Raw genomic sequence first — 18,288 nt, 5'->3', positions numbered from 1 at the left:
CGCCTTCGCGGCGTTCCAGTGCACGAGCACCTCCTCGGGGGTCGTCGCGACCTCCCCCGCGAACACGTGCGGATGCCGCCGGACCATCTTCTCGGTCAGGGTGTCGGCGACGTCGTCGATGTCGAACGGATCATCGGGATCCTGGGCCGCGATGGCCGCATGGAACAGCACCTGCCAGAGCAGGTCGCCGAGCTCCTCGCGGAGATCCGCACGCGTGCCGGATTCGACCGCGTCGATCACCTCGTGCGACTCCTCGATCAGATACGGCACGAGGTCGCGGTGGGTGATCTGCTGCGACCAGACGCAGCGGTCACGCACCTGGCGCATGGTCTCCGCCGCCGCACGCAGCGGATCGAGTTCCTGCTCGTCGGTCACGGCCCCTCCTCGCGGATGATCATGAGTGTGCGATGCCCAGACGCCGATACGAGCGTGCACGGAGCGACACGATCACGGCCGACAGCACGAGCGCCAGGAGCGATCCGACGAGCACACCGAGGATCGCCTGATCGCGGATGCCCGCATCCGCGGCGAACGCGAGGTTCGCCAGGAGCAGCGAGACCGTGAAGCCGATACCCCCGAGGGCTCCGGCGGCGAGGATGTCGGCGAACGGCAGAGCGGGCGCCGTGCCTCGCGGGCGGATGCGCATGGCGAGCCAGCCGAACAGCGAGATGCCGACGATCTTGCCGACCGGGAGCGCGATGGCGATGCCCCAGAAGGCCGGCGAGAGCTCGGAGAGTGCGAGGTCGGGGATCACGACGAATGCCGCGACGAAGGCGAAGACCGGCAGGATCACGCCGTTGACCGTGGGTTCGAGCGCGTGCCGGGTGCGACCCGCAGGAACGGGCGACATCACGAGACCGAGCATCACGCCGGCGATGGTGGCATGGATGCCGGATGCGGCCACGAGCCCCCAGGCGACCACGCCGACGAGCACCATCGCGACAGCGACCGCCGGGTGCCCCTTCGCGTGCAGGAGGCGGCTGAGAAGCCAGAACGCCGCCACGGCGACGACGGCCAGACCGAGCAGCAGCCACTGCACGTCGTGGGCGAACAGCACGGCGATGAAGATGATGCCGATGATGTCGTCGAGGATCGCGAGCGCCAGCAGGAACACGCGCACCGTCGACGGCAGGCCGCGACCGAACATGGCGAGCACGCCGAGAGCGAAGGCGATGTCCGTCGCGGTCGGGATGGGCCAGCCCGTGACCGTCGAGGCGTCGCCGGCGATGAGCAGGTACACGGCGATCGGCACCAGCACACCACCCGCCGCCGCGATCGCGGGCTGCAGGGCCTTGCGCGGAGAGTCGAGCTCGCCGTGCGTCAGCTCGTGCCGCAGCTCGATCGCCACGACCAGGAAGAACACTGCCAGAAGCCCGTCAGAGACCCAGTGCTCGATCGACAGATCGAGGGACGTGCCCGGCACGGCGATGTGGAAGTCGAGCACAGCGGCGAGCGCGTCGTGCGAGGGCAGGTTCGCCAGCAGCAGGCCGAGGCCGGCGGCGACGAGAAGGAGGACAGCGGGGAACTGCTGTCCACGGAGGGGGTTCGCGGAGATGCGCATCGCCTCCATGGTAGTTCTGACCGTCGCCCCGGCAGCAGACTCATCACCCGCGTCTCGGACCGTCATGAGTTCAGAGCACCACCCCGACCCGGGATACTCTCGAACGGTGACCCCCGAACACGCCTTCCCCGAGCCCACCGACACCTCGGCAATCCGCATCATCGGTCGCTTCGAGGCGGGCCGCGGCATTCCGGACGCGATGCGCTCCGACGTCAGAATGCTCGGCGCGCTTCTCGGCCAGGTGCTGCGGGAGTCCGGCAGCGACGATCTCTTCGAGGACGTCGAGCGGCTGCGACTCGCCACCATCCAGGCCTACGACGAGGAGACCTCCGACGCGTTCCAACGCGCGGCGGCCATCGCCGAGTCTTTCAGCATCGCCCGTGCCGACGAGGTCGCTCGCGCGTTCACGTGCTACTTCCTCCTCGTCAACCTCGCCGAGGAGCACCAGCGCGTGCGCGTCCTCCGCGAGCGCGCAGGCCAGCCCGGGCGTGAGGATGCCGCCGACACGGTCGCCACGGCATATGCCCGACTCAAGACGGAGGTCGGCGACGATGAGGCGCGCCGCCGCCTCGAAGGCCTGCGCTTCCACCCCGTGTTCACGGCGCATCCGACCGAGGCGCGCCGCCGCGCGGTCTCGTCGAGCATCCGACGGCTCTCCGAGCTGCTGACGCAGCACGACGCGGCGAGCGACGGAGGCGCCGAGGAGCACCGCGCCCGTCGCCGGATGCTCGAGGAGATCGACACCCTGTGGCGCACCGCGCCGCTGCGCGCGCAGAAGCCCTCTCCGACCGACGAGGTGCGCCAGGTCATGAGCGTCTTCGACGAGACGCTCTTCACCACGGTCCCGCACGTGTACCGCCGCATCGACGACGCACTGCGCGGGGAGGACTCTGGGTCGACCGAGCCCGTCGTCCCGGCGTTCGTGCGCATCGGTTCGTGGGTGGGCGGCGACCGCGACGGCAACCCCTTCGTCACCGCCTCGGTGACGCGTGAGGCCTCGCAGATCGCGGCGGACCACGTGCTGCGCGGACTCGAGCGCGCACTCGAGCGCATCGGACGCACCCTCACCCTCGATGCCGAGGACACACCCCCGAGTGCCGAGGTCACCGCGCTCTGGGACCGCTTCGCCGCCGCCGAGCCGCGAAGGGCGGAAGAGCTCGGAGCACGCTCCCCCGGCGAGCCGTATCGTCGCGTCCTGCTCGCTCTCTCGCACCGCGTCGGTGCGACGCGACGCGGTGACGAGCAGCGTTACGCGGCACCGGAAGAACTGCTCGCCGACCTCCGCGCGGTGCAGGCCTCACTGCGAGACGCGGGCGCCCAGCGCCACGCGTTCGGGGGCGTGCAGCATCTGATCTGGCAGGTCGAGACCTACGGGTTCCACCTGACCGAGCTCGAGGTCCGTCAGCACTCGCAGGTGCACGCCAATGCCCTCGCCGAGCTCGAGGCCGGCGACGCGATCAGCGCCCAGACCGAAGAGGTGCTCGAGGTCTTCCGCGCGATCGCGGAGATCCAGCGCGACCGCGGTCTCCGCGCAGCCGGACGATACGTGGTGTCCTTCACGCAGGCGGCATCCGACCTCGCGAACGTCCACCGGCTCGCGAAGCACGCGCTCGGCGACGACGCGCCCGTGCTCGACGTCGTGCCGCTGTTCGAGACCTTCGCCGACCTGCAGGCGGCCCCCGAGATCCTCGCCGAGACCGTGACCTTCCCGGAATTCCAGGAGCGCCTGGCCGCGACCGGCAACAAGCTCGAGGTCATGCTCGGCTACTCCGACTCGTCGAAGGACGTCGGCCCGGTCGCCGCGAACCTCGCACTGTACGAGGCCCAGGAGAAGATCGCCCAGTGGGCGAAGGAACAGGGTCTCGAGCTCACGCTCTTCCACGGCCGCGGCGGCGCTCTCGGACGCGGTGGCGGACCGGCGAACTCGGCGATCCTCGCCCAGCCGCCGCACTCGGTCGACGGCCGCTTCAAGCTCACCGAGCAGGGCGAGGTCATCTTCGCCCGCTACGGCGAGCCGGCGATCGCCATGCGCCACATCGACCAGGTCGCCGCGGCGACCCTGCTCGCGTCGTCTCCGACCGTCGAGCAGCGCACCAGCGACGCGGCAGCGCGTTTCGCGGACATCGCCGCCGTCATGGACCGCTCCTCGCGAGACCGCTTCTTCTCGCTCGTGAAGGCCGAGGGCTTCGCCCCCTGGTTCGCCACGGTCACCCCGATGGAGGAGATCGGCCTGCTCGCCCTCGGATCGCGTCCCGCACGACGCGGCCTGTCGGTCGAGTCGCTCGAGGATCTGCGCGCCATCCCGTGGGTGTTCGCGTGGACCCAGGCGCGCATCAACCTCGCCGGCTGGTTCGGGCTCGGCACGGCGCTCGCCGCGGTCGGCGACGAGGCGCGGCTCACCGAGGCCTACCGCGAGTGGCCGCTGCTGCGCACCATGATCGACAACGTCGCGATGAGTCTCGCCAAGACCGACGAGCGGATCGCCCGCGAGTACCTCGCACTGGGTGACCGCGATGACCTCGCCCAGCTCGTGCTCGACGAGATGTCGCTGACGCGCGAATGGGTGATCCGCCTCACGGGCGGTGTCGGGCTGCTCGAGAACAAGCCGATCCTGCAGCGCGCCGTGCAGCTGCGCACGCCGTACGTCGACGCGCTCTCCCTGCTGCAGCTCCGTGCCCTCCGGGCTCTGCGCGACCCTGCCGAGGCGACGGGATCCGGCTCGGACGACGAGCAGCGGCGCCTGCTGCTGCTCTCGGTCAGCGGCGTCGCGGCCGGCCTGCAGAACACCGGATGACCCTCCGTCGGTGACGCGTGCTGTGTACCGGGATGCGAGAGGTCTCACATCCCGGTGCCCGATAGAGTGAAAACTCCGCCCGATCCGGCGACCCTTCACGCGACACGATCGCTCTCTTCTCCATCCCCCGTCAGAAAGCTCTCGCGTGACCTCTTCGTCCTCCGCTGACTTCCACCCGCTCGCCGAGTCCGTACAGCCCGTCTTCGACACCGTGCTGGCCCGCAGCCCGCACGAGCCCGAGTTCCAGCAGGCCGTGCACGAGGTGCTGCACTCGATCGCTCCCGTGCTCGAGCGCAATCCTCAGTTCGTCGACGGTGGCATCCTCGAGCGTCTCGTCGAGCCGGAGCGACAGATCCTCTTCCGCGTCCCGTGGGTCGACGACGCCGGACGCCTGCAGGTCAACCGCGGCTACCGCATCCAGTTCTCGTCGGTCCTCGGCCCGTACAAGGGCGGACTCCGCTTCCACCCCTCGGTGAACCTCTCGATCATCAAGTTCCTCGGCTTCGAGCAGATCTTCAAGAACGCTCTCACCGGCCAGGGCATCGGCGGCGGCAAGGGCGGTTCGGACTTCGACCCGCACGGCCGCTCGGATGCCGAGATCATGCGCTTCTGCCAGTCGTTCATGAACGAGCTCTATCGCCATCTGGGTGAGCACACCGACGTGCCCGCGGGTGACATCGGCGTCGGCGGCCGCGAGATCGGCTACCTGTTCGGCCAGTACCGCAAGATCACCAACCGCCACGAGTCGGGGATGTTCACCGGCAAGGGCACCGGCTGGGGCGGCGCCGAGGTGCGCACCGAGGCCACGGGCTACGGTGCCGTCTTCTTCGCTCAGGAGATGCTCGGAGTGCACGCCGACTCGCTCGACGGCAAGCGCGTCGGCGTCTCGGGTTCGGGCAACGTCGCGATCTACGCGATCCAGAAGGCCTCGCAGCTGGGCGCGACCGCCGTGACGGCCTCCGACTCCTCCGGCTACGTCGTCGACGACGCCGGCATCGATGTCGACCTGCTCCGCCAGATCAAAGAGGTCGAGCGCGCTCGCATCGTCGAGTACGCGAACCGGCGCCCCGGCGCCCGCTTCGTCGAGGGCGGCAGCGTGTGGGAGGTTCCCGTCGACATCGCCGTGCCGTCGGCCACGCAGAACGAGCTCGATCTCGACGCGGCCGAGGCGCTCATCGCGAACGGTGTGCGTGCGGTCTCCGAGGGCGCGAACATGCCGTGCGTTCCCGCCGCGGTCGAGGCCTTCCAGAGCGCGGGTGTCCTGTTCGCGCCCGGCAAGGCCGCGAACGCCGGTGGCGTGGCGACCTCTGCGCTCGAGATGAGCCAGAACGCCTCTCGTCAGCGCTGGAGCTTCGACGCCAGCGAGAACAAGCTGCGCGAGATCATGGCCGACATCCACAGTGCCGCCTTCGACGCCGCGGAGCGGTACGACGTCGCCGGAGACTACGTGGCGGGCGCGAACATCGCCGGTTTCGAGCGGGTCGCCGGAGCGATGCTCGCACAGGGTGTCATCTGATCCTCCGCCCTCGTTTCGAATCGCGCACTTTGCAGGTTTTATCCGTCGATTTCTGCGAAGTGCGCGATTCGAAGAGGTGAGTGTGCTCAGGTCTCGTCGACCGGCACCTTCACGACCTTGTTGAAACCGGTCACCGCCTGGTTCTCGTCGAAGGCGACCACCTTCTTGCGGAAGCCCCTCGTGATCACGGCGAGGTAGATCACTCCGAACGCCGTCCAGGTCAGACCTCCGACGAGTGCATCCGAGTGCAGGTTCGCCCAGAGCAGGCCGGTGAGCAGCATTCCGATTCCCGGCATCACGATGTAGTTGACGATGTCTCCCGGGGTCTTGCGACGCCCCTTGCGCACGGCGAACCACGCGATCACCGAGATGTTCACGAACGTGAAGGCGATCAGTGCGCCGTAGTTGATCCACGCCGCGATCAGTTCGAGCGTGAACGGGATCGCGAGGAGCGAGATCGCACCGACCAGCACGATGTTGAACGTCGGCGTGTGCGTGCGCGGGTTGATGTAGCCGAACGCCTTCTGCGGGAGCACGTTGTTGCGTCCCATCACCAGCAGCATGCGCGACACCGAGGCGTGCGAGGCGAGTCCGGAGGCCAGGGTCGCGCAGAATCCGGCGGCGGTCAGCACCGCCATGAGCACGTTGCCGCCGACGAGGTTGCCGATGATCGGCAGCGTGGAATCCTCGACGTACTGCATGTCGCCGCCCGGCGCGAACTCGTTCCAATCGGGGAAGCGCAGCTGCGTGACGTATCCGGCGATCAGGAAGATCGCGCCTCCGAGCAGCACGGTGAGGAGGATCGCCTTCGGCATGATCTTCGGATCCTTCGCCTCCTCGGCGTACATGGTGACGGCATCGAATCCGATGAACGAGAAGCAGACGATCGTCGCCCCCATGAGCACCGCGCTGAGCGTCGCGCCGTCATGGATGAACGGAGCGGCGGAGGCGATCGTGGCCGCCCCTTCGCCGCGCATCAGCTGCGCGACGACCATCACGACGAAGACGACCATCACGACGATGGAGAACACGAGCAGGATCATGTTCATGTTCGAGGTGCCGCGCATGGTCATGTAGATGATCGACGTGACGAGGATGCAGTAGAGCACGACCCAGATCCACCCCGGGATGTCGGGGAACAGCGCCTCGAGGTAGCTGCGGATGATGAGGCAGTTCACCATCGGGAGCAGCACGTAGTCGATCAGCGAGGTCCAGCCGACCATGAAGCCGAGGTTGGGATGGATGGACTCGCGGACGTACGTGTAGGCGGATCCTGCGCTGGGGATGGCACTGGAGATCTTGCCGTAGCTGATGGCGGTGAAGACCATGACCACCAGCGCGACCAGATAGGCGGCGGGGACGACGTTGTCGGTGTCGCGAGCGACCATGCCGAACGTGTCGAAGACGACGGTCGGCGTCATGTAGCCGAGTCCGAGACCTACGATCGCCCAGAGACCGAGATTGCGCCTGAGTGTTCCGCCGCCTTGCGCGAGCGGCTTCGTCTTCGTGGCCATGTGCACTCCCTCGAGAACAGCGCAGGGGCCGGACTTCGGGGCATCCGGCTCTGTGAGCAACAGTATGGACCCGTGCGATTCATCAGCGGAAGAGGGAATCCGATTCGAAATGCGCATTTAACATGAGCGTTTCGCGCGCTTTTCGAAGGATCCGTCACCATCCCTCGGTGAGCACACGGTCGAGCATGGCGACCACGTGGTCAGCGCTCTCGGCGGTGAGACACAGCGGAGGCTTGACCTTGAGCACGTTCGATCGCTCCGACGTGGTGAGCACGATGACGCCGAGTTCGCGCAGCCGCTCGCAGATCGCGGCGGCTTCGGCCGCCGCGGGTTCGAGGGTCTCGCGGTCTCGCACGAGTTCGACTCCGAGATAGAGTCCGGCACCGTGCACGGGGCCGACGAGCGGATGCCGGTCGGCCAGCTCGCGCAGGCCGTCGGCGAGACGCGAGCCGATCTCGAGAGCATTGCGCTGCACGTCATCCTCGATCATCGCGTCGAGCACCGCGAGCCCGATCCGACAGCTCAGGGTGCTGCCTCCGGCTGACGAGAAGAACTGTCCCTGGCTGCTCAGCGCATCGGCGATCCGCTTCGACGTGATCACACCTCCGATCGGGAAGCCGTTGCCCATGGGCTTCGCGATCGTCACGATGTCGGGAACGGCTCCCGCCTGCTCGAACCCCCAGAACGTCGATCCCATGCGGCCGAATCCCACCTGCACCTCGTCGGCGATGCACAGGCCGCCCCGCGCTCGCACACGGTCGTATGCGCCGGCCAGGTACCCCTCGGGCAGAAGCACACCACCCGCGTTGCCGAGAACCGACTCGCAGAGGAACGCGGCGACGTCCCTGCCCTCGCCGGCGAGAGCATCGAGGTCATCGTCGAGGTCGGCGAGGTATCCCTCGGCCGCCCCATCGCCCCGGTACGTGCCTCGGAAGGGATTCGGCACATCGGCGACGTGCACCCAGTCGGGCCGTGACTCGAGCGCGTGCGGATTGTCGTAGGCGCTCGTCGTGACGGCATCGCTCGCCATGGTCCACCCGTGATACGCCTCACGGAGAGCGACGACGGTGCGGCGACCGGTCGCCGCCTGAGCGAGACGTAGGGCGAGATCGACGGCCTCGGAGCCGCTGTTCACGAGCAGCACGGTGTCGAGCCCGCTCCCCTGCGGCATGAGCGCGATCAGACGCTCGCTGTACTCGGCCAGGTCGCGGAAGAGGAAGCGGGAGTTGGTCGCGAGAGTGCGCAGCTGACGATCGGCGGCCGCGGCGATCGCGGGGTGACCGTGCCCGAGGCCCGCGACGTTGTTGACCATGTCGATGTGACTGCGTCCGGTGGTGTCGATGAGGTGGTGTCGCCAGCCGCGCTCGATCTGCGGCGGGTGCTCGTAGTAGCGCTCCTGCGCCTCGGCGAAGATGACCTCCCTGCGGCGGAGTTCTGCTGCCGACTCATCTGGACGCGCCAGCGATGCCAGGCCGAGCAGCGGTGCAGGGTCGGCAGAGAGTCTCGCCCAGGCCGCCACACGCTCGGGGGTGACGAGGCGCGAGCCGCCGACGATCGCCTCCTGGTCGAGAGCATCACCGCGCCGCACCGCCAGCACGATCGTCCTCGTCTCGAACGACGCCGCGAGCTTGCCGATGTTCTCTCCGGCCTCGACCGCGGCGGAGCGCACCGGCTCGAGCTCCGTGGCACGCATCTCGACCACCCACCCGTCATGCGTCGCGATGCGCACGCGGTCGCCCCCCACGGACATGTCGCCCGCCACGGGAGCGAGAAGCCGCGAGGAGGGTCCGGGGGCGATGTGCAGTTCGGTCTCGACAGGCCAGGTCGCGGCGGCATCCGCCGTGTCGAGGCTCGTGCGGGTGAGCCGGAAGACGCCGTAGGGCATCACCGCGACGCGCGCGCCGTCGTCGAAGGCCTTTTCGATGAGCAGCGCCTCGGCGTCGGGCGCGGTCCAGCGGCCCGCATCCAGCGCATCCGCTTCGACCCCGGCATCGATCACGCGCAGAGGACCACTCACATCGGGCAGGAAGCCGAGGACGTCACCGGGAAGGCCCGGAGCGTCGAACTCCCGCGCCTCGACGCCGAGACGCGCGAGCACGTGCTCCGTCGCCTCGACCAGAGGCACCGCCGTCGCCGCGTCGAAGATCGCCTGCTCCCCCGCGATGCGCTCACGCGCGTACTCGTTGTCACCGTCGATCTCGAGCTGACGCCAGCCGCTCGCCACGAGCAGCGCGGCGCGCAGCACGATCAGCGGCCAGACCGCGAGCGACTCGTCACGGCTGAGCGGGGCATCGGCGTGGAACGCGCCGATGGTGTCGAGGGCGCGAAGAGGCCGATCCGGCTCGTGGTGGAGCATCGACGAGGCGCAGACGGCGAGCTCGGCCACGCGCCATCCGAGTCCGAGGTCACCCAGATCCAGCACGGTGTGCGGATGCAGTCTCGCGTCGGGGCCGCGCATCCCCATGACATTGTCGTCGGTGAGGTCGCCGTGGATGGGCTGCACCGGGAGGGCTTCCGCGACGCGCGACAGCGCAGCATGCGCCTCGTCCGCGGCGGTGAGCACACGCCGCCGCAGCACCGGTTCCCCGATCGACGTGGCGAGGACGCGAACCTGCTCATGGGCGACGCGCATGTCCCACATCTGCTCGCGATCGAGTCCCGGATGCTCGAGGGAGGCCAGCGCGTTGACAGAGGCCGCGGCGAGCGCGCCGAACTCGGCGAGCACGACCGGGGCGAGATACCCCGCGTCGACCAGTTCCTCACCGTCGGCGAACTCGCTCCGCCGCACCGCGAACCCACCCCACCGCTGCGTCAGCAGGCCGTCGAGCCCCGGGAGGACCGCGGGAACCCGGACGCCCGCCCTCCGATACGCCTCGATCGCCAGGTGCTGCGCATCGCGTGCGTCGTCGCCGAACACGGGGTTGTCCACCCGCAGCACGCTTCGCGTGCCGTCCGGCTCGACCAGCACGAAGTTGCGGTCCTGATTGCTGCCGAGCTCGGTCGCCTCGGCGTCGATGCCGTAGCACTCGTGCGCGATCAGCACGGCATCGGCCGGGGTCACCTCCGGGCGGACGAGTCCTGCGCCGGTGCTCACTCGCGACCCGCCGAGCCGTCGCCCCCGTCGGGGTGGTCATCGTCGACCTGCACGGCGTCGACCTGCACGTCGCCGGCGTGCCGCGCGAGAGAGGTGCCGTAGCGCTCGGTGAGCTGCACCATCAGGTCGGGAGTGTCACGGTCGACTCCGAACACGTGACCGGGGAAGTCGAGTTCCGGTTGCGCCGCCGCGATCTCGGCATCGCGGTCGGGCGACAGCAGCTGCACGGGGTCGCCGACCGCGACCCACCCGATCGGCACGACTGTGCCGGAGGGAAGCACGGCGCGCCGGTGCACGATGGCGTTCACGCGCACTTCGCACCGGTCGCCGACCAGAGCGCCGTTGAACACCCGGGCACCCGAGGCCAGGAAGACCTCCTCGCCGACTGTCGCACCGGCGATGCTCGCCAGCGTGCCGACCAGCGTGTGGGGTCCGATGTGCACGGCATTCGCCGCCGTCGCCCTGATCAGCGCGTTCTCCATCACGATGACGTGCTCACCCAGCGTGATGGGACCGCCCTCCGCCGTGATGACGGCGCCGTGCAGTACCTGGCAGTGGGGTCCGATCTCCACGTCGCCGGAGATGACGGCGGTGGGAGCGACGACGGCGGTGTCATGGATCCGGGGCCGAGCCCCGAGGTGCTCGTACAACATGACGCCAGCGTAGCGTCGTCGGCACCGCGAAGAGAGCCTCACTCCTTCGTGGCCGCACGTCCTCTGAGCATGCCGACGACCGCGGTCGCGAGGAAGAGCACGATGCCGAGGATCGCCAGCCAGAGCAGTCCCTCGACGAGGAAGCCGAAGACGGTCAGGCCGGCCCAGACCACGAGAAGAAGGAGCAGGAGAATCCACATGGGGTGAGCATGCGCCGGGCACGTCGCCCTCGCCCACCCCGTTGACGCGCACGCCGCGAGTGAGTAGACCCCGCCTGCTACGCTGGCGCCCATGCAATGCAGGTGACTCGATCCTCCCCCGCCTCCGGCCGCCGTTCGGCGCGCCCGGGGCATCCTCGATCGAAAGGCTCACCCATGCACTCCACCCACCTCCCCCTGTTCGGACGCACCGCGCTCGTGACCGGCGTCTCCCGCCGACGCGGCATCGGATTCGCGACCGCGACCACGCTGGCCTCGCTCGGGGCGAACGTGTTCTTCCACCACTTCAGCCCCCATGATCTCGACCATCCGTGGGGCGGGGACGACCTCGATGCAGTGCGCGCGGGCGTGCGCGACGCTCTCGTGGACGGCGCCGTCCTGGGCGACGCGCAGGCGGATCTGCGGGACCCCGCGAGCATCGAACCGCTCCTCGATGCGGCATCGGCGCTGTCGGGCCGGCTCGACATCGTCGTCTGCAACCAGGCGATGAGCGGTGGCGACGGCACGATCTTCGACATGACGGCCGAGCGACTCGACGCGCACTGGCAGGCCAACGCCCGTGCCTCGCTGCTGCTGACGGCCGGGTTCGCGCGTCGGCGTCGCCAGGAGCTCGGTGGCGACGTCACACCGACCGCCCGTCCCGGCGACAGCATCCCCTCACTCGGCCCCTTCGAGAAGCCGACCGGTCACGTGATCTGGATGACCTCCGGGCAGATCCACGGCGCCATGCGCGGGGAGATCTCCTACGCGACGAGCAAGGCCGCGCTGTCGGGCATCACCCGCTCGACGGCCACCGAGCTGCTCGACGTCGGGATCGTGCTGAACACGGTCAATCCCGGGCCCGTCAACACCGGATACCTCGATGCCGAGACGACGGATCGAGACCTGTCCGGCGTCGATGAGTGGATCGCCGGAACCCCCTTCGGCCGCGTCGGGCGCCCCGAGGATCCGGCGCGGCTGATCGGCTGGCTGTGCACCGACGCCGGCTCATGGGTGGTCGGCCAGGTGCTGACCACCGACGGCGGCTTCTCGCTCTAGGAGCTCGACCGCGCGCTCACTCGGCCGAGACCGGCTCGGGGAAGATCGCGGTGAACAGCTGCCCGACCCACTGGAGCAGCTCCGCGTCCGGCAGCGGCTCGACTCCGACGCCGATGGCCGCGGGAACCGTGGGCATCGGCACCACGAGCGCCTCGCCACCGGCCACGAGCTTCGCCTTGGGGTAGAGCCGCTGCAGACGCACCTTGATCGAGTCCTCGAGCCGGGCGGGTGCGATGCGGAGGTTCGACCCCATCACGACGACATCGGAGAGTCCGGCCCGAGCGGCGCGGCGACGCAGACGCGCGACCGCGATCAGGCCTTCGACGTCTTCGGGCGGGTTCCCGTACCGGTCGGTGAGCTCCTCGATGACCAGGTCGATCGCGTCGTCCTTCGCCGTCGCGCTCGAGGCCGCCGAGAGCTTCTGATACGCCTCGAGACGCAACCGCTCGCTGTCGATGTAGTACTCGGGGATCCGTGCTTCCAGGGGCAGCTCGAGGCGCAGCTCCTGCCCCGAGTCGACGTCCTCGCCGCGGAAGGTCGCCACCGCCTCGCCGATCATGCGGAGGTAGAGGTCGAATCCGACGCCCGCGATGTGGCCCGCCTGCTCGCCGCCGAGCAGGTTGCCCGCGCCGCGCAGCTCCAGGTCCTTCAACGCGACCTGCATGCCGGAGCCGAGGTCGTTGTTCACGGCGATGGTCTGCAGTCGGTCTGCCGCGGTCTCACTGAGCGGCTTCATCTCGTCGTAGAGGAAGTACGCGTAGGCGCGCTCACGCCCGCGTCCGACCCGGCCGCGCAGCTGGTGCAGCTGGCTGAGACCGTACTTGTCGGCGCGGTCGATGATGATCGTGTTGGCGTTCGAGATGTCGAGACCGGTCTCGATGATCGTGGTCGAGACGAGCACATCGAACTTGCGCTCCCAGAAGTCGTCGACGACCTGTTCGAGCGCGTGCTCTCCCATCTGCCCGTGGGCGACGGCGATCCGCGCCTCGGGAACGAGCTCCGCGAGCTCGGCCGCGACCCGCTGGATCGACTGCACGCGGTTGTGCACGAAGAACACCTGACCCTCGCGCAGGATCTCGCGGCGGATCGCCGCGGTGATCTGCTTGTCGCTGCGCGGACCGACGAACGACAGGATCGGGTGCCTGTCTTCCGGCGGGGTCGCGAGAGTCGACATCTCGCGGATCCCGGTGACCGCCATCTCGAGCGTACGAGGGATCGGCGTCGCGCTCATCGCGAGGATGTCGACGTTCATCTTCATCTTCTTGAGCGTGTCCTTGTGCTCGACGCCGAAGCGCTGCTCCTCGTCGATGATCATCAGGCCGAGGTCCTTGAACATGACCTGGTCGGTGAGGATGCGGTGCGTGCCGATCACCATGTCGACGGTGCCGTCGAGCAGACCGTCGAGAGTGAGACGCGCCTCCTTGTCGGTCTGGAAGCGCGAGAGCGGGCGCACCTTGACGGGGAATCCGGCGAAGCGCTCGGTGAAGGTCTCGAGATGCTGCTTCACGAGCAGCGTGGTCGGCACGAGCATCGCGACCTGCTTCCCGTCCTGGATCGCCTTGAACGCGGCGCGCACGGCGACCTCGGTCTTGCCGAAGCCGACGTCTCCCGACAGCAGCCGATCCATCGGGATCGGTCGCTCCATGTCGGCCTTGATCTCGTCGATGGTCTGCAGCTGGTCGAGGGTCTCGGCGAACGGGAACGCCTCTTCGAGCTCGCGCTGCCACGGGGTGTCGGGGCCGAACGCGTGGCCCTTCGCGCTCATGCGCGCGGAGTAAAGCTTCACGAGTTCGACCGCGATGTCGCGCACTGCCTTGCGGGCCTTGCCCTTCGCCTGCGACCAGTCGCTGCCGCCCATCTTCGAGAGGGTCGGGCCCTCACCGCCGACGTACTTCGACAGCAGGTCGAGCTGATCGGTGGGCACGAACAGCTTGTCACCCGGGTAGCCGCGCTTCGAGGGCGCGTATTCGAGCACGAGGTAGTCGCGCGTCGACTTGGTCGCGTTGCGTCCGCCGGTCGAGACCTCGCGCTGCGTCATCTCGACGAACCGGCCGATGCCGTGCGTGTTGTGCACGACGAAGTCGCCCTGCTTGAGCTGCAGCGGGTCGACGACGTTCTTGCGGCGCGATGCGAGCTTCTTGACGACGCGCTGGTCGCCGCCGATGGTGCGGCCGTAGAACTCGTTGTCGGTGAGGACGGCGAGCTTCGCCTCGGCGATCTGGAACCCGGCCTCGACGGATCCGGTGACGAGCGTCGCGACGCCCGTGTCCGGCGCGCCGTCGAGCCTCTCGACCACGCGCGCGGCCACCCCGCGATCGGAGAGCACGTCACGCGCCCGGTCGACGAGCCCCGCGCCGGCTGCGATGACGACCACCCGCCAGCCCTCGGCGACCTTGGCGTCGACGAACGAGATCGCGCCGTCGACGTTGCCATGGAACGACGGGATCACAGCGGCGTCGATCGTCTCGGCATCCTCGCCGCCGATCGAGAACGGGCTGAGCCGCCACCACACGCCGCCGCGGTCGCGCACGACCTCGCGGAGTCGCGCGATGGTGAGGAAGTCTCCGGCGCCCAGATCGATGGGCGCCGAGGCGCCCGAGGTCGCGGCGCTCCATGCGGCATCGAGGAACTCGCGGTTCGTCTCGCCGAGCGTGATGGCTCGGGCGCTGGAGCGCTCGGGGTCGACGACCGCGGTGGCGCTGCCCTCGGGCAGGTACTCGGCGAGCGACTTGAGGGGACCCGACACTGCCGGGAGCAGAGACTCCATGCCCTCGACGGGGATGCCCTCGGACATCTTCTCGAGCATTCCGGCGATGGCCGGGAAGCCACCGATCAGGGCCCGTGCGCGATCGCGCACGTCGGGCGTCAGCAGGAGCTCACGGCTCGGCGGGAGGTCGACGCCGGTGACGTCGCCCGGGAGCGAGCGCTGATCGGCGACCGAGAACGCACGGATCTGATCGACCTCGTCGCCGAAGAACTCGACCCGGAAGGGATGCTCGGAGATCGCCGGGAAGACGTCGAGGATGCCGCCGCGGACCGCGAACTCCCCACGACGCGACACCATGTCGACGCGCGAGTACGCGCGCTCGACCAGCTGCTCGACGACGCGGTCGAGTTCGTGTCCCCGCGTGCCCGCGCGCAGCTCGAGCGGGGGGATCTCGCCGAGATTGCCGGCGATCGGCTGCAGCGCCGCCCGCACGGAGGCCACCACGACCAGCGGGTGGTCCCCCGACCACTCCGCGATGCGGCGGAGGGTCTGCAGTCGATGGCCGACCGTGTCGGGGCTCGGGCTGAGGCGCTCGTGCGGCAGCGTCTCCCAGGCGGGGAACGTCAGGATCTCGGCGTCGGGGATGTAGGCGCCGAGCGCCGCGGCGAGACTCTCGGCGCGCCGCCCGGTCGGTACGACGGTGAGCAATGCGGCGGGATGCCCGGCGGCGCGACGCTTCTCGAGCAGCCCGGCGAGCGCCGGGGCGTCGAGACCGTCGACGAGGCCCAGATCGGCATCGGTCTGCGCCCAGCTGAGGGCGTCACGAAAAAGAGACGCCTCTTCCAAGGCGCGCAGAATCCCCGGAACAGTCACCGGACAAGCCTAGTCGCGGCCACCGACACCGGACCCGATGCCTGAGGGCGCCGTGATCGCCGCCGTAGGATTCTCGGATGGAACCGGTCACCCTCACCACCGAACGCCTCGTCCTCCACGTGCCCGATGGGGCGGACGTCGACACGATCACGGCTGCCTGCCAGGATCCCGAGATCACCCGGTGGACGACCGTGCCCAGCCCGTACTTCCGCTCGGACGCCGAGGAGTACGTGCGTCTGATCGGCGAGTGGTGGGCAGACGGCAGTCAGGCGATCTGGTGCGCCTATCGCGACGACGAGCTCGTCGCCTCGATCGGGTTGCACCACATCGTCGGGCATCCGGCGGGCGGGTACGCCGAGATCGGATACTGGGTCACCCCCGAGGCCCGCGGCAACGGCTACCTGGTCGAGGCGGGTCTGGAGGTCGTCGACTGGGCCTTCCGCGAACTCGACGTCGCGCGTCTCGGCTGGCGCGCCGTGGTCGGCAACATCCCCTCCGCCCGCGCTGCACGCGCGCTCGGGTTCCGCTACGAGGGGATGTCCCGTCAGGGCCTCACGAGCCAGCGCGGTCGTGACGACGGCTGGCTCGCCGGGCTGCTCGCGACCGACGACCGCACCCCGGTCGCCTGGCCGGTGCTCTAGTCGGATGTCGGACGCCGGTGGCAGGATGAGCGCATGCCTGAGATGCCGGAAGTCCAGGGCCTGACCGCATTCCTCGCCGAGCGGACCGTGGGGCGCACGATCGTGCGCACGGCGGTGGGAGCGATCGCCGCGCTCAAGACCTACGATCCGCCGAACACGGCGCTGCACGGGTCGGAGATCACCTCCGTGTCGCGGCGGGGCAAGTTCATCGTGCTCTCCTGCGGCCCCGACCTGCACCTCGTGTTCCATCTGGCCAAGGCGGGCTGGCTGCGCTGGTACGAGACGCTGCCGACGACGCTCATCAAGCCGGGCAAGTCACCGATCGCGCTGAGGGTCGCGCTCGACGACGAGAGCGGTTTCGACCTCACGGAGGCGGGCACGAAGAAGTCGCTCTCGGTCTCCGTGGCGCGCGACCCGCAGGACGTTCCGGGGATCGCCCGACTCGGGCCCGATCCGCTGGAGTCGGCCTTCACCCGCGAGGTCTTCGGCGGGCTGCTCCAGGGGCGCCGCACGCAGATCAAGGGGCTGCTGCGCGATCAGAGCGTCATCGCCGGCATCGGCAACGCCTACTCCGACGAGATCCTGCACGCGGCACGGATGTCGCCCTACGCGATCGCCGACAAGCTGGGCGACGACGATGTCGATCGCCTGTTCGCCGCGATGAGGACGACTCTGACGGAGGCGGTGGCGGAGGCATCCGGAAAGCCGCCGGCCGACCTGAAGGACGCGAAACGTCGGGGCATGCAGGTGCACGCCCGCCGTGGCGAGGCCTGCCCGGTGTGCGGTGACACCGTGCGCAGCGTGTTCTTCGCCGACCGCTCTCTCGAGTACTGCCCGACGTGTCAGACCGGCGGCAAGCCCCTCGCCGACAGGCGCCTGTCGAGACTGCTCAAGTAGCACTTCGACGCGGAATGAAATGTCTTCGGGCACGTTGAGTACACTCAGAGCATCAACGTGCTCCGGGGTCGGTGAGAATCCGAACCGGCGGTGACAGTCCGCGAGCGTCTCGGTTCTCCGAGATGCCGATCCGGTGGAATTCCGGGACCGACGGTGGTGCGAGGCGCAGCCTCGCTAGTCCGGAAGGGAGGCAGCACGGTGCGCCGCCGCGCGCGCGTTCTGCCTGCGTCTCCCCTCGAGGAGATCCCCCGGAGCCTCAGAGAGGACCACGGATGGCAGTCAACGAGACGGAACGACGGGCGATGAGCCGTGCGCTCGAGCTCGCGACGCTCGGCCCGCGCGGCGTGAACCCGCAGGTCGGTGCCGTCATCCTCTCCCCTGACGGCACAGTGCTGGCCGAAGGGTGGCACCATGGTGCCGGCACTCCGCACGCCGAGGTCGATGCACTGTCGAAGCTCGCTCCGGGCGCGGCCCGGGGAGCCACCGCGGTCGTGACCCTCGAGCCCTGCAACCACACGGGGCGCACCGGCCCCTGCGCCGTCGCACTCCTCGAGGCCGGCATCGAGCGCGTCGTCTACGCTCTCGACGACCCGGGCGCGGTGTCCGGCGGCGGCGCCGATCGCCTTCGTGCGGCGGGCGTCAGCGTCGAGGCCGGCGAGCAGGCCGACGTCGCACAGCGCATCATCGACGGCTGGCTCACGGCACAGCGACTGGGGCGCCCGCACGTGACCGTGAAGTGGGCGCAGTCGCTCGACGGTCGCGCCGCCGCCTCCGACGGCACG

The 18,288-nt window shown here is 69.2% G+C and carries 13 protein-coding genes; 6 read left to right on the top strand and 7 right to left on the bottom strand.

Translation table 11 applies throughout. The features are described 5' to 3' along the window. Together RTM68_RS10405 and nhaA are read right to left on the bottom strand one after the other, a co-directional pair. On the bottom strand, nucleotides 1-327 hold a 327-nt coding region (locus RTM68_RS10405; RefSeq protein WP_312170593.1), incomplete at its 3' end, for a MazG nucleotide pyrophosphohydrolase domain-containing protein. A 67-nt stretch (nucleotides 328-394) separates the two neighbouring features. After that, entirely contained in the window at nucleotides 395-1,561 is a 1,167-nt protein-coding gene (gene nhaA / locus RTM68_RS10400) for a Na+/H+ antiporter NhaA (protein ID WP_312170591.1), read from the bottom strand. Nucleotides 1,562-1,667: 106 nt separating this feature from the next. Between nhaA and RTM68_RS10395 the strand changes: the two genes are divergently transcribed. Both RTM68_RS10395 and gdhA read left to right on the top strand, forming a co-directional pair. Continuing rightward, nucleotides 1,668-4,355 carry a phosphoenolpyruvate carboxylase gene (locus RTM68_RS10395; protein WP_312170589.1) on the top strand — a complete coding sequence of 896 codons (2,688 nt, stop codon included), beginning with the start codon at nucleotides 1,668-1,670 and terminating at the stop codon, nucleotides 4,353-4,355. Between the two features lie 145 nt (nucleotides 4,356-4,500). Then, a complete protein-coding gene (gene gdhA / locus RTM68_RS10390; protein ID WP_194764829.1) occupies nucleotides 4,501-5,871 on the top strand; it encodes an NADP-specific glutamate dehydrogenase in 1,371 nt (456 codons plus the stop codon). Nucleotides 5,872-5,957: 86 nt separating this feature from the next. Here the strand turns inward: gdhA and RTM68_RS10385 are convergent, their stop codons facing one another. The 4 genes from RTM68_RS10385 to RTM68_RS10370 form a co-directional block, all read right to left on the bottom strand. Then, the gene (locus RTM68_RS10385) at nucleotides 5,958-7,385 is read right to left on the bottom strand and encodes an APC family permease (protein WP_312170588.1); all 1,428 of its coding nucleotides are present in this window, start codon (nucleotides 7,383-7,385) and stop codon (nucleotides 5,958-5,960) included. Between the two features lie 154 nt (nucleotides 7,386-7,539). Beyond that, entirely contained in the window at nucleotides 7,540-10,479 is a 2,940-nt protein-coding gene (locus RTM68_RS10380; protein WP_312170586.1) for an aminotransferase, read from the bottom strand. Further along, entirely contained in the window at nucleotides 10,476-11,132 is a 657-nt protein-coding gene (locus tag RTM68_RS10375; protein WP_312170584.1) for a gamma carbonic anhydrase family protein, read from the bottom strand. The genes RTM68_RS10380 and RTM68_RS10375 overlap by 4 nt, the downstream gene beginning before the upstream one ends. Before the next feature lie 38 nt (nucleotides 11,133-11,170). Then, the gene (locus RTM68_RS10370; protein WP_312170582.1) at nucleotides 11,171-11,332 is read right to left on the bottom strand and encodes a hypothetical protein; all 162 of its coding nucleotides are present in this window, start codon (nucleotides 11,330-11,332) and stop codon (nucleotides 11,171-11,173) included. Between the two features lie 174 nt (nucleotides 11,333-11,506). Between RTM68_RS10370 and RTM68_RS10365 the strand changes: the two genes are divergently transcribed. Continuing rightward, nucleotides 11,507-12,388, top strand: a complete 882-nt coding sequence (locus tag RTM68_RS10365; protein WP_312170580.1) for an SDR family oxidoreductase — start codon at nucleotides 11,507-11,509, stop codon at nucleotides 12,386-12,388. A 16-nt stretch (nucleotides 12,389-12,404) separates the two neighbouring features. On the opposite strand, the gene mfd is transcribed toward RTM68_RS10365, so the two are convergent. Then, on the bottom strand, nucleotides 12,405-15,968 hold the full coding sequence (gene mfd, locus RTM68_RS10360; protein WP_312170579.1) for a transcription-repair coupling factor: 3,564 nt from the start codon (nucleotides 15,966-15,968) through the stop codon (nucleotides 12,405-12,407). Between the two features lie 77 nt (nucleotides 15,969-16,045). Between mfd and RTM68_RS10355 the strand changes: the two genes are divergently transcribed. The 3 genes from RTM68_RS10355 to ribD form a co-directional block, all read left to right on the top strand. After that, nucleotides 16,046-16,609 (top strand): GNAT family protein, encoded by a 564-nt coding sequence (locus RTM68_RS10355; protein WP_312170578.1) that lies wholly within the window; start codon nucleotides 16,046-16,048, stop codon nucleotides 16,607-16,609. Nucleotides 16,610-16,642: 33 nt separating this feature from the next. After that, nucleotides 16,643-17,506 carry a DNA-formamidopyrimidine glycosylase family protein gene (locus tag RTM68_RS10350; protein WP_312170576.1) on the top strand — a complete coding sequence of 288 codons (864 nt, stop codon included), beginning with the start codon at nucleotides 16,643-16,645 and terminating at the stop codon, nucleotides 17,504-17,506. 272 nt (nucleotides 17,507-17,778) lie between these two features. Beyond that, nucleotides 17,779-18,288 (top strand): bifunctional diaminohydroxyphosphoribosylaminopyrimidine deaminase/5-amino-6-(5-phosphoribosylamino)uracil reductase RibD (ribD, locus tag RTM68_RS10345; RefSeq protein ID WP_312170574.1); only part of this gene is annotated, 510 nt, incomplete at its 3' end.

The organism is Microbacterium sp. (assembly GCF_031988965.1).
GTDB lineage: Bacteria > Actinomycetota > Actinomycetes > Actinomycetales > Microbacteriaceae > Microbacterium.
This window is presented reverse-complemented; position numbering and strand designations above follow the sequence as displayed.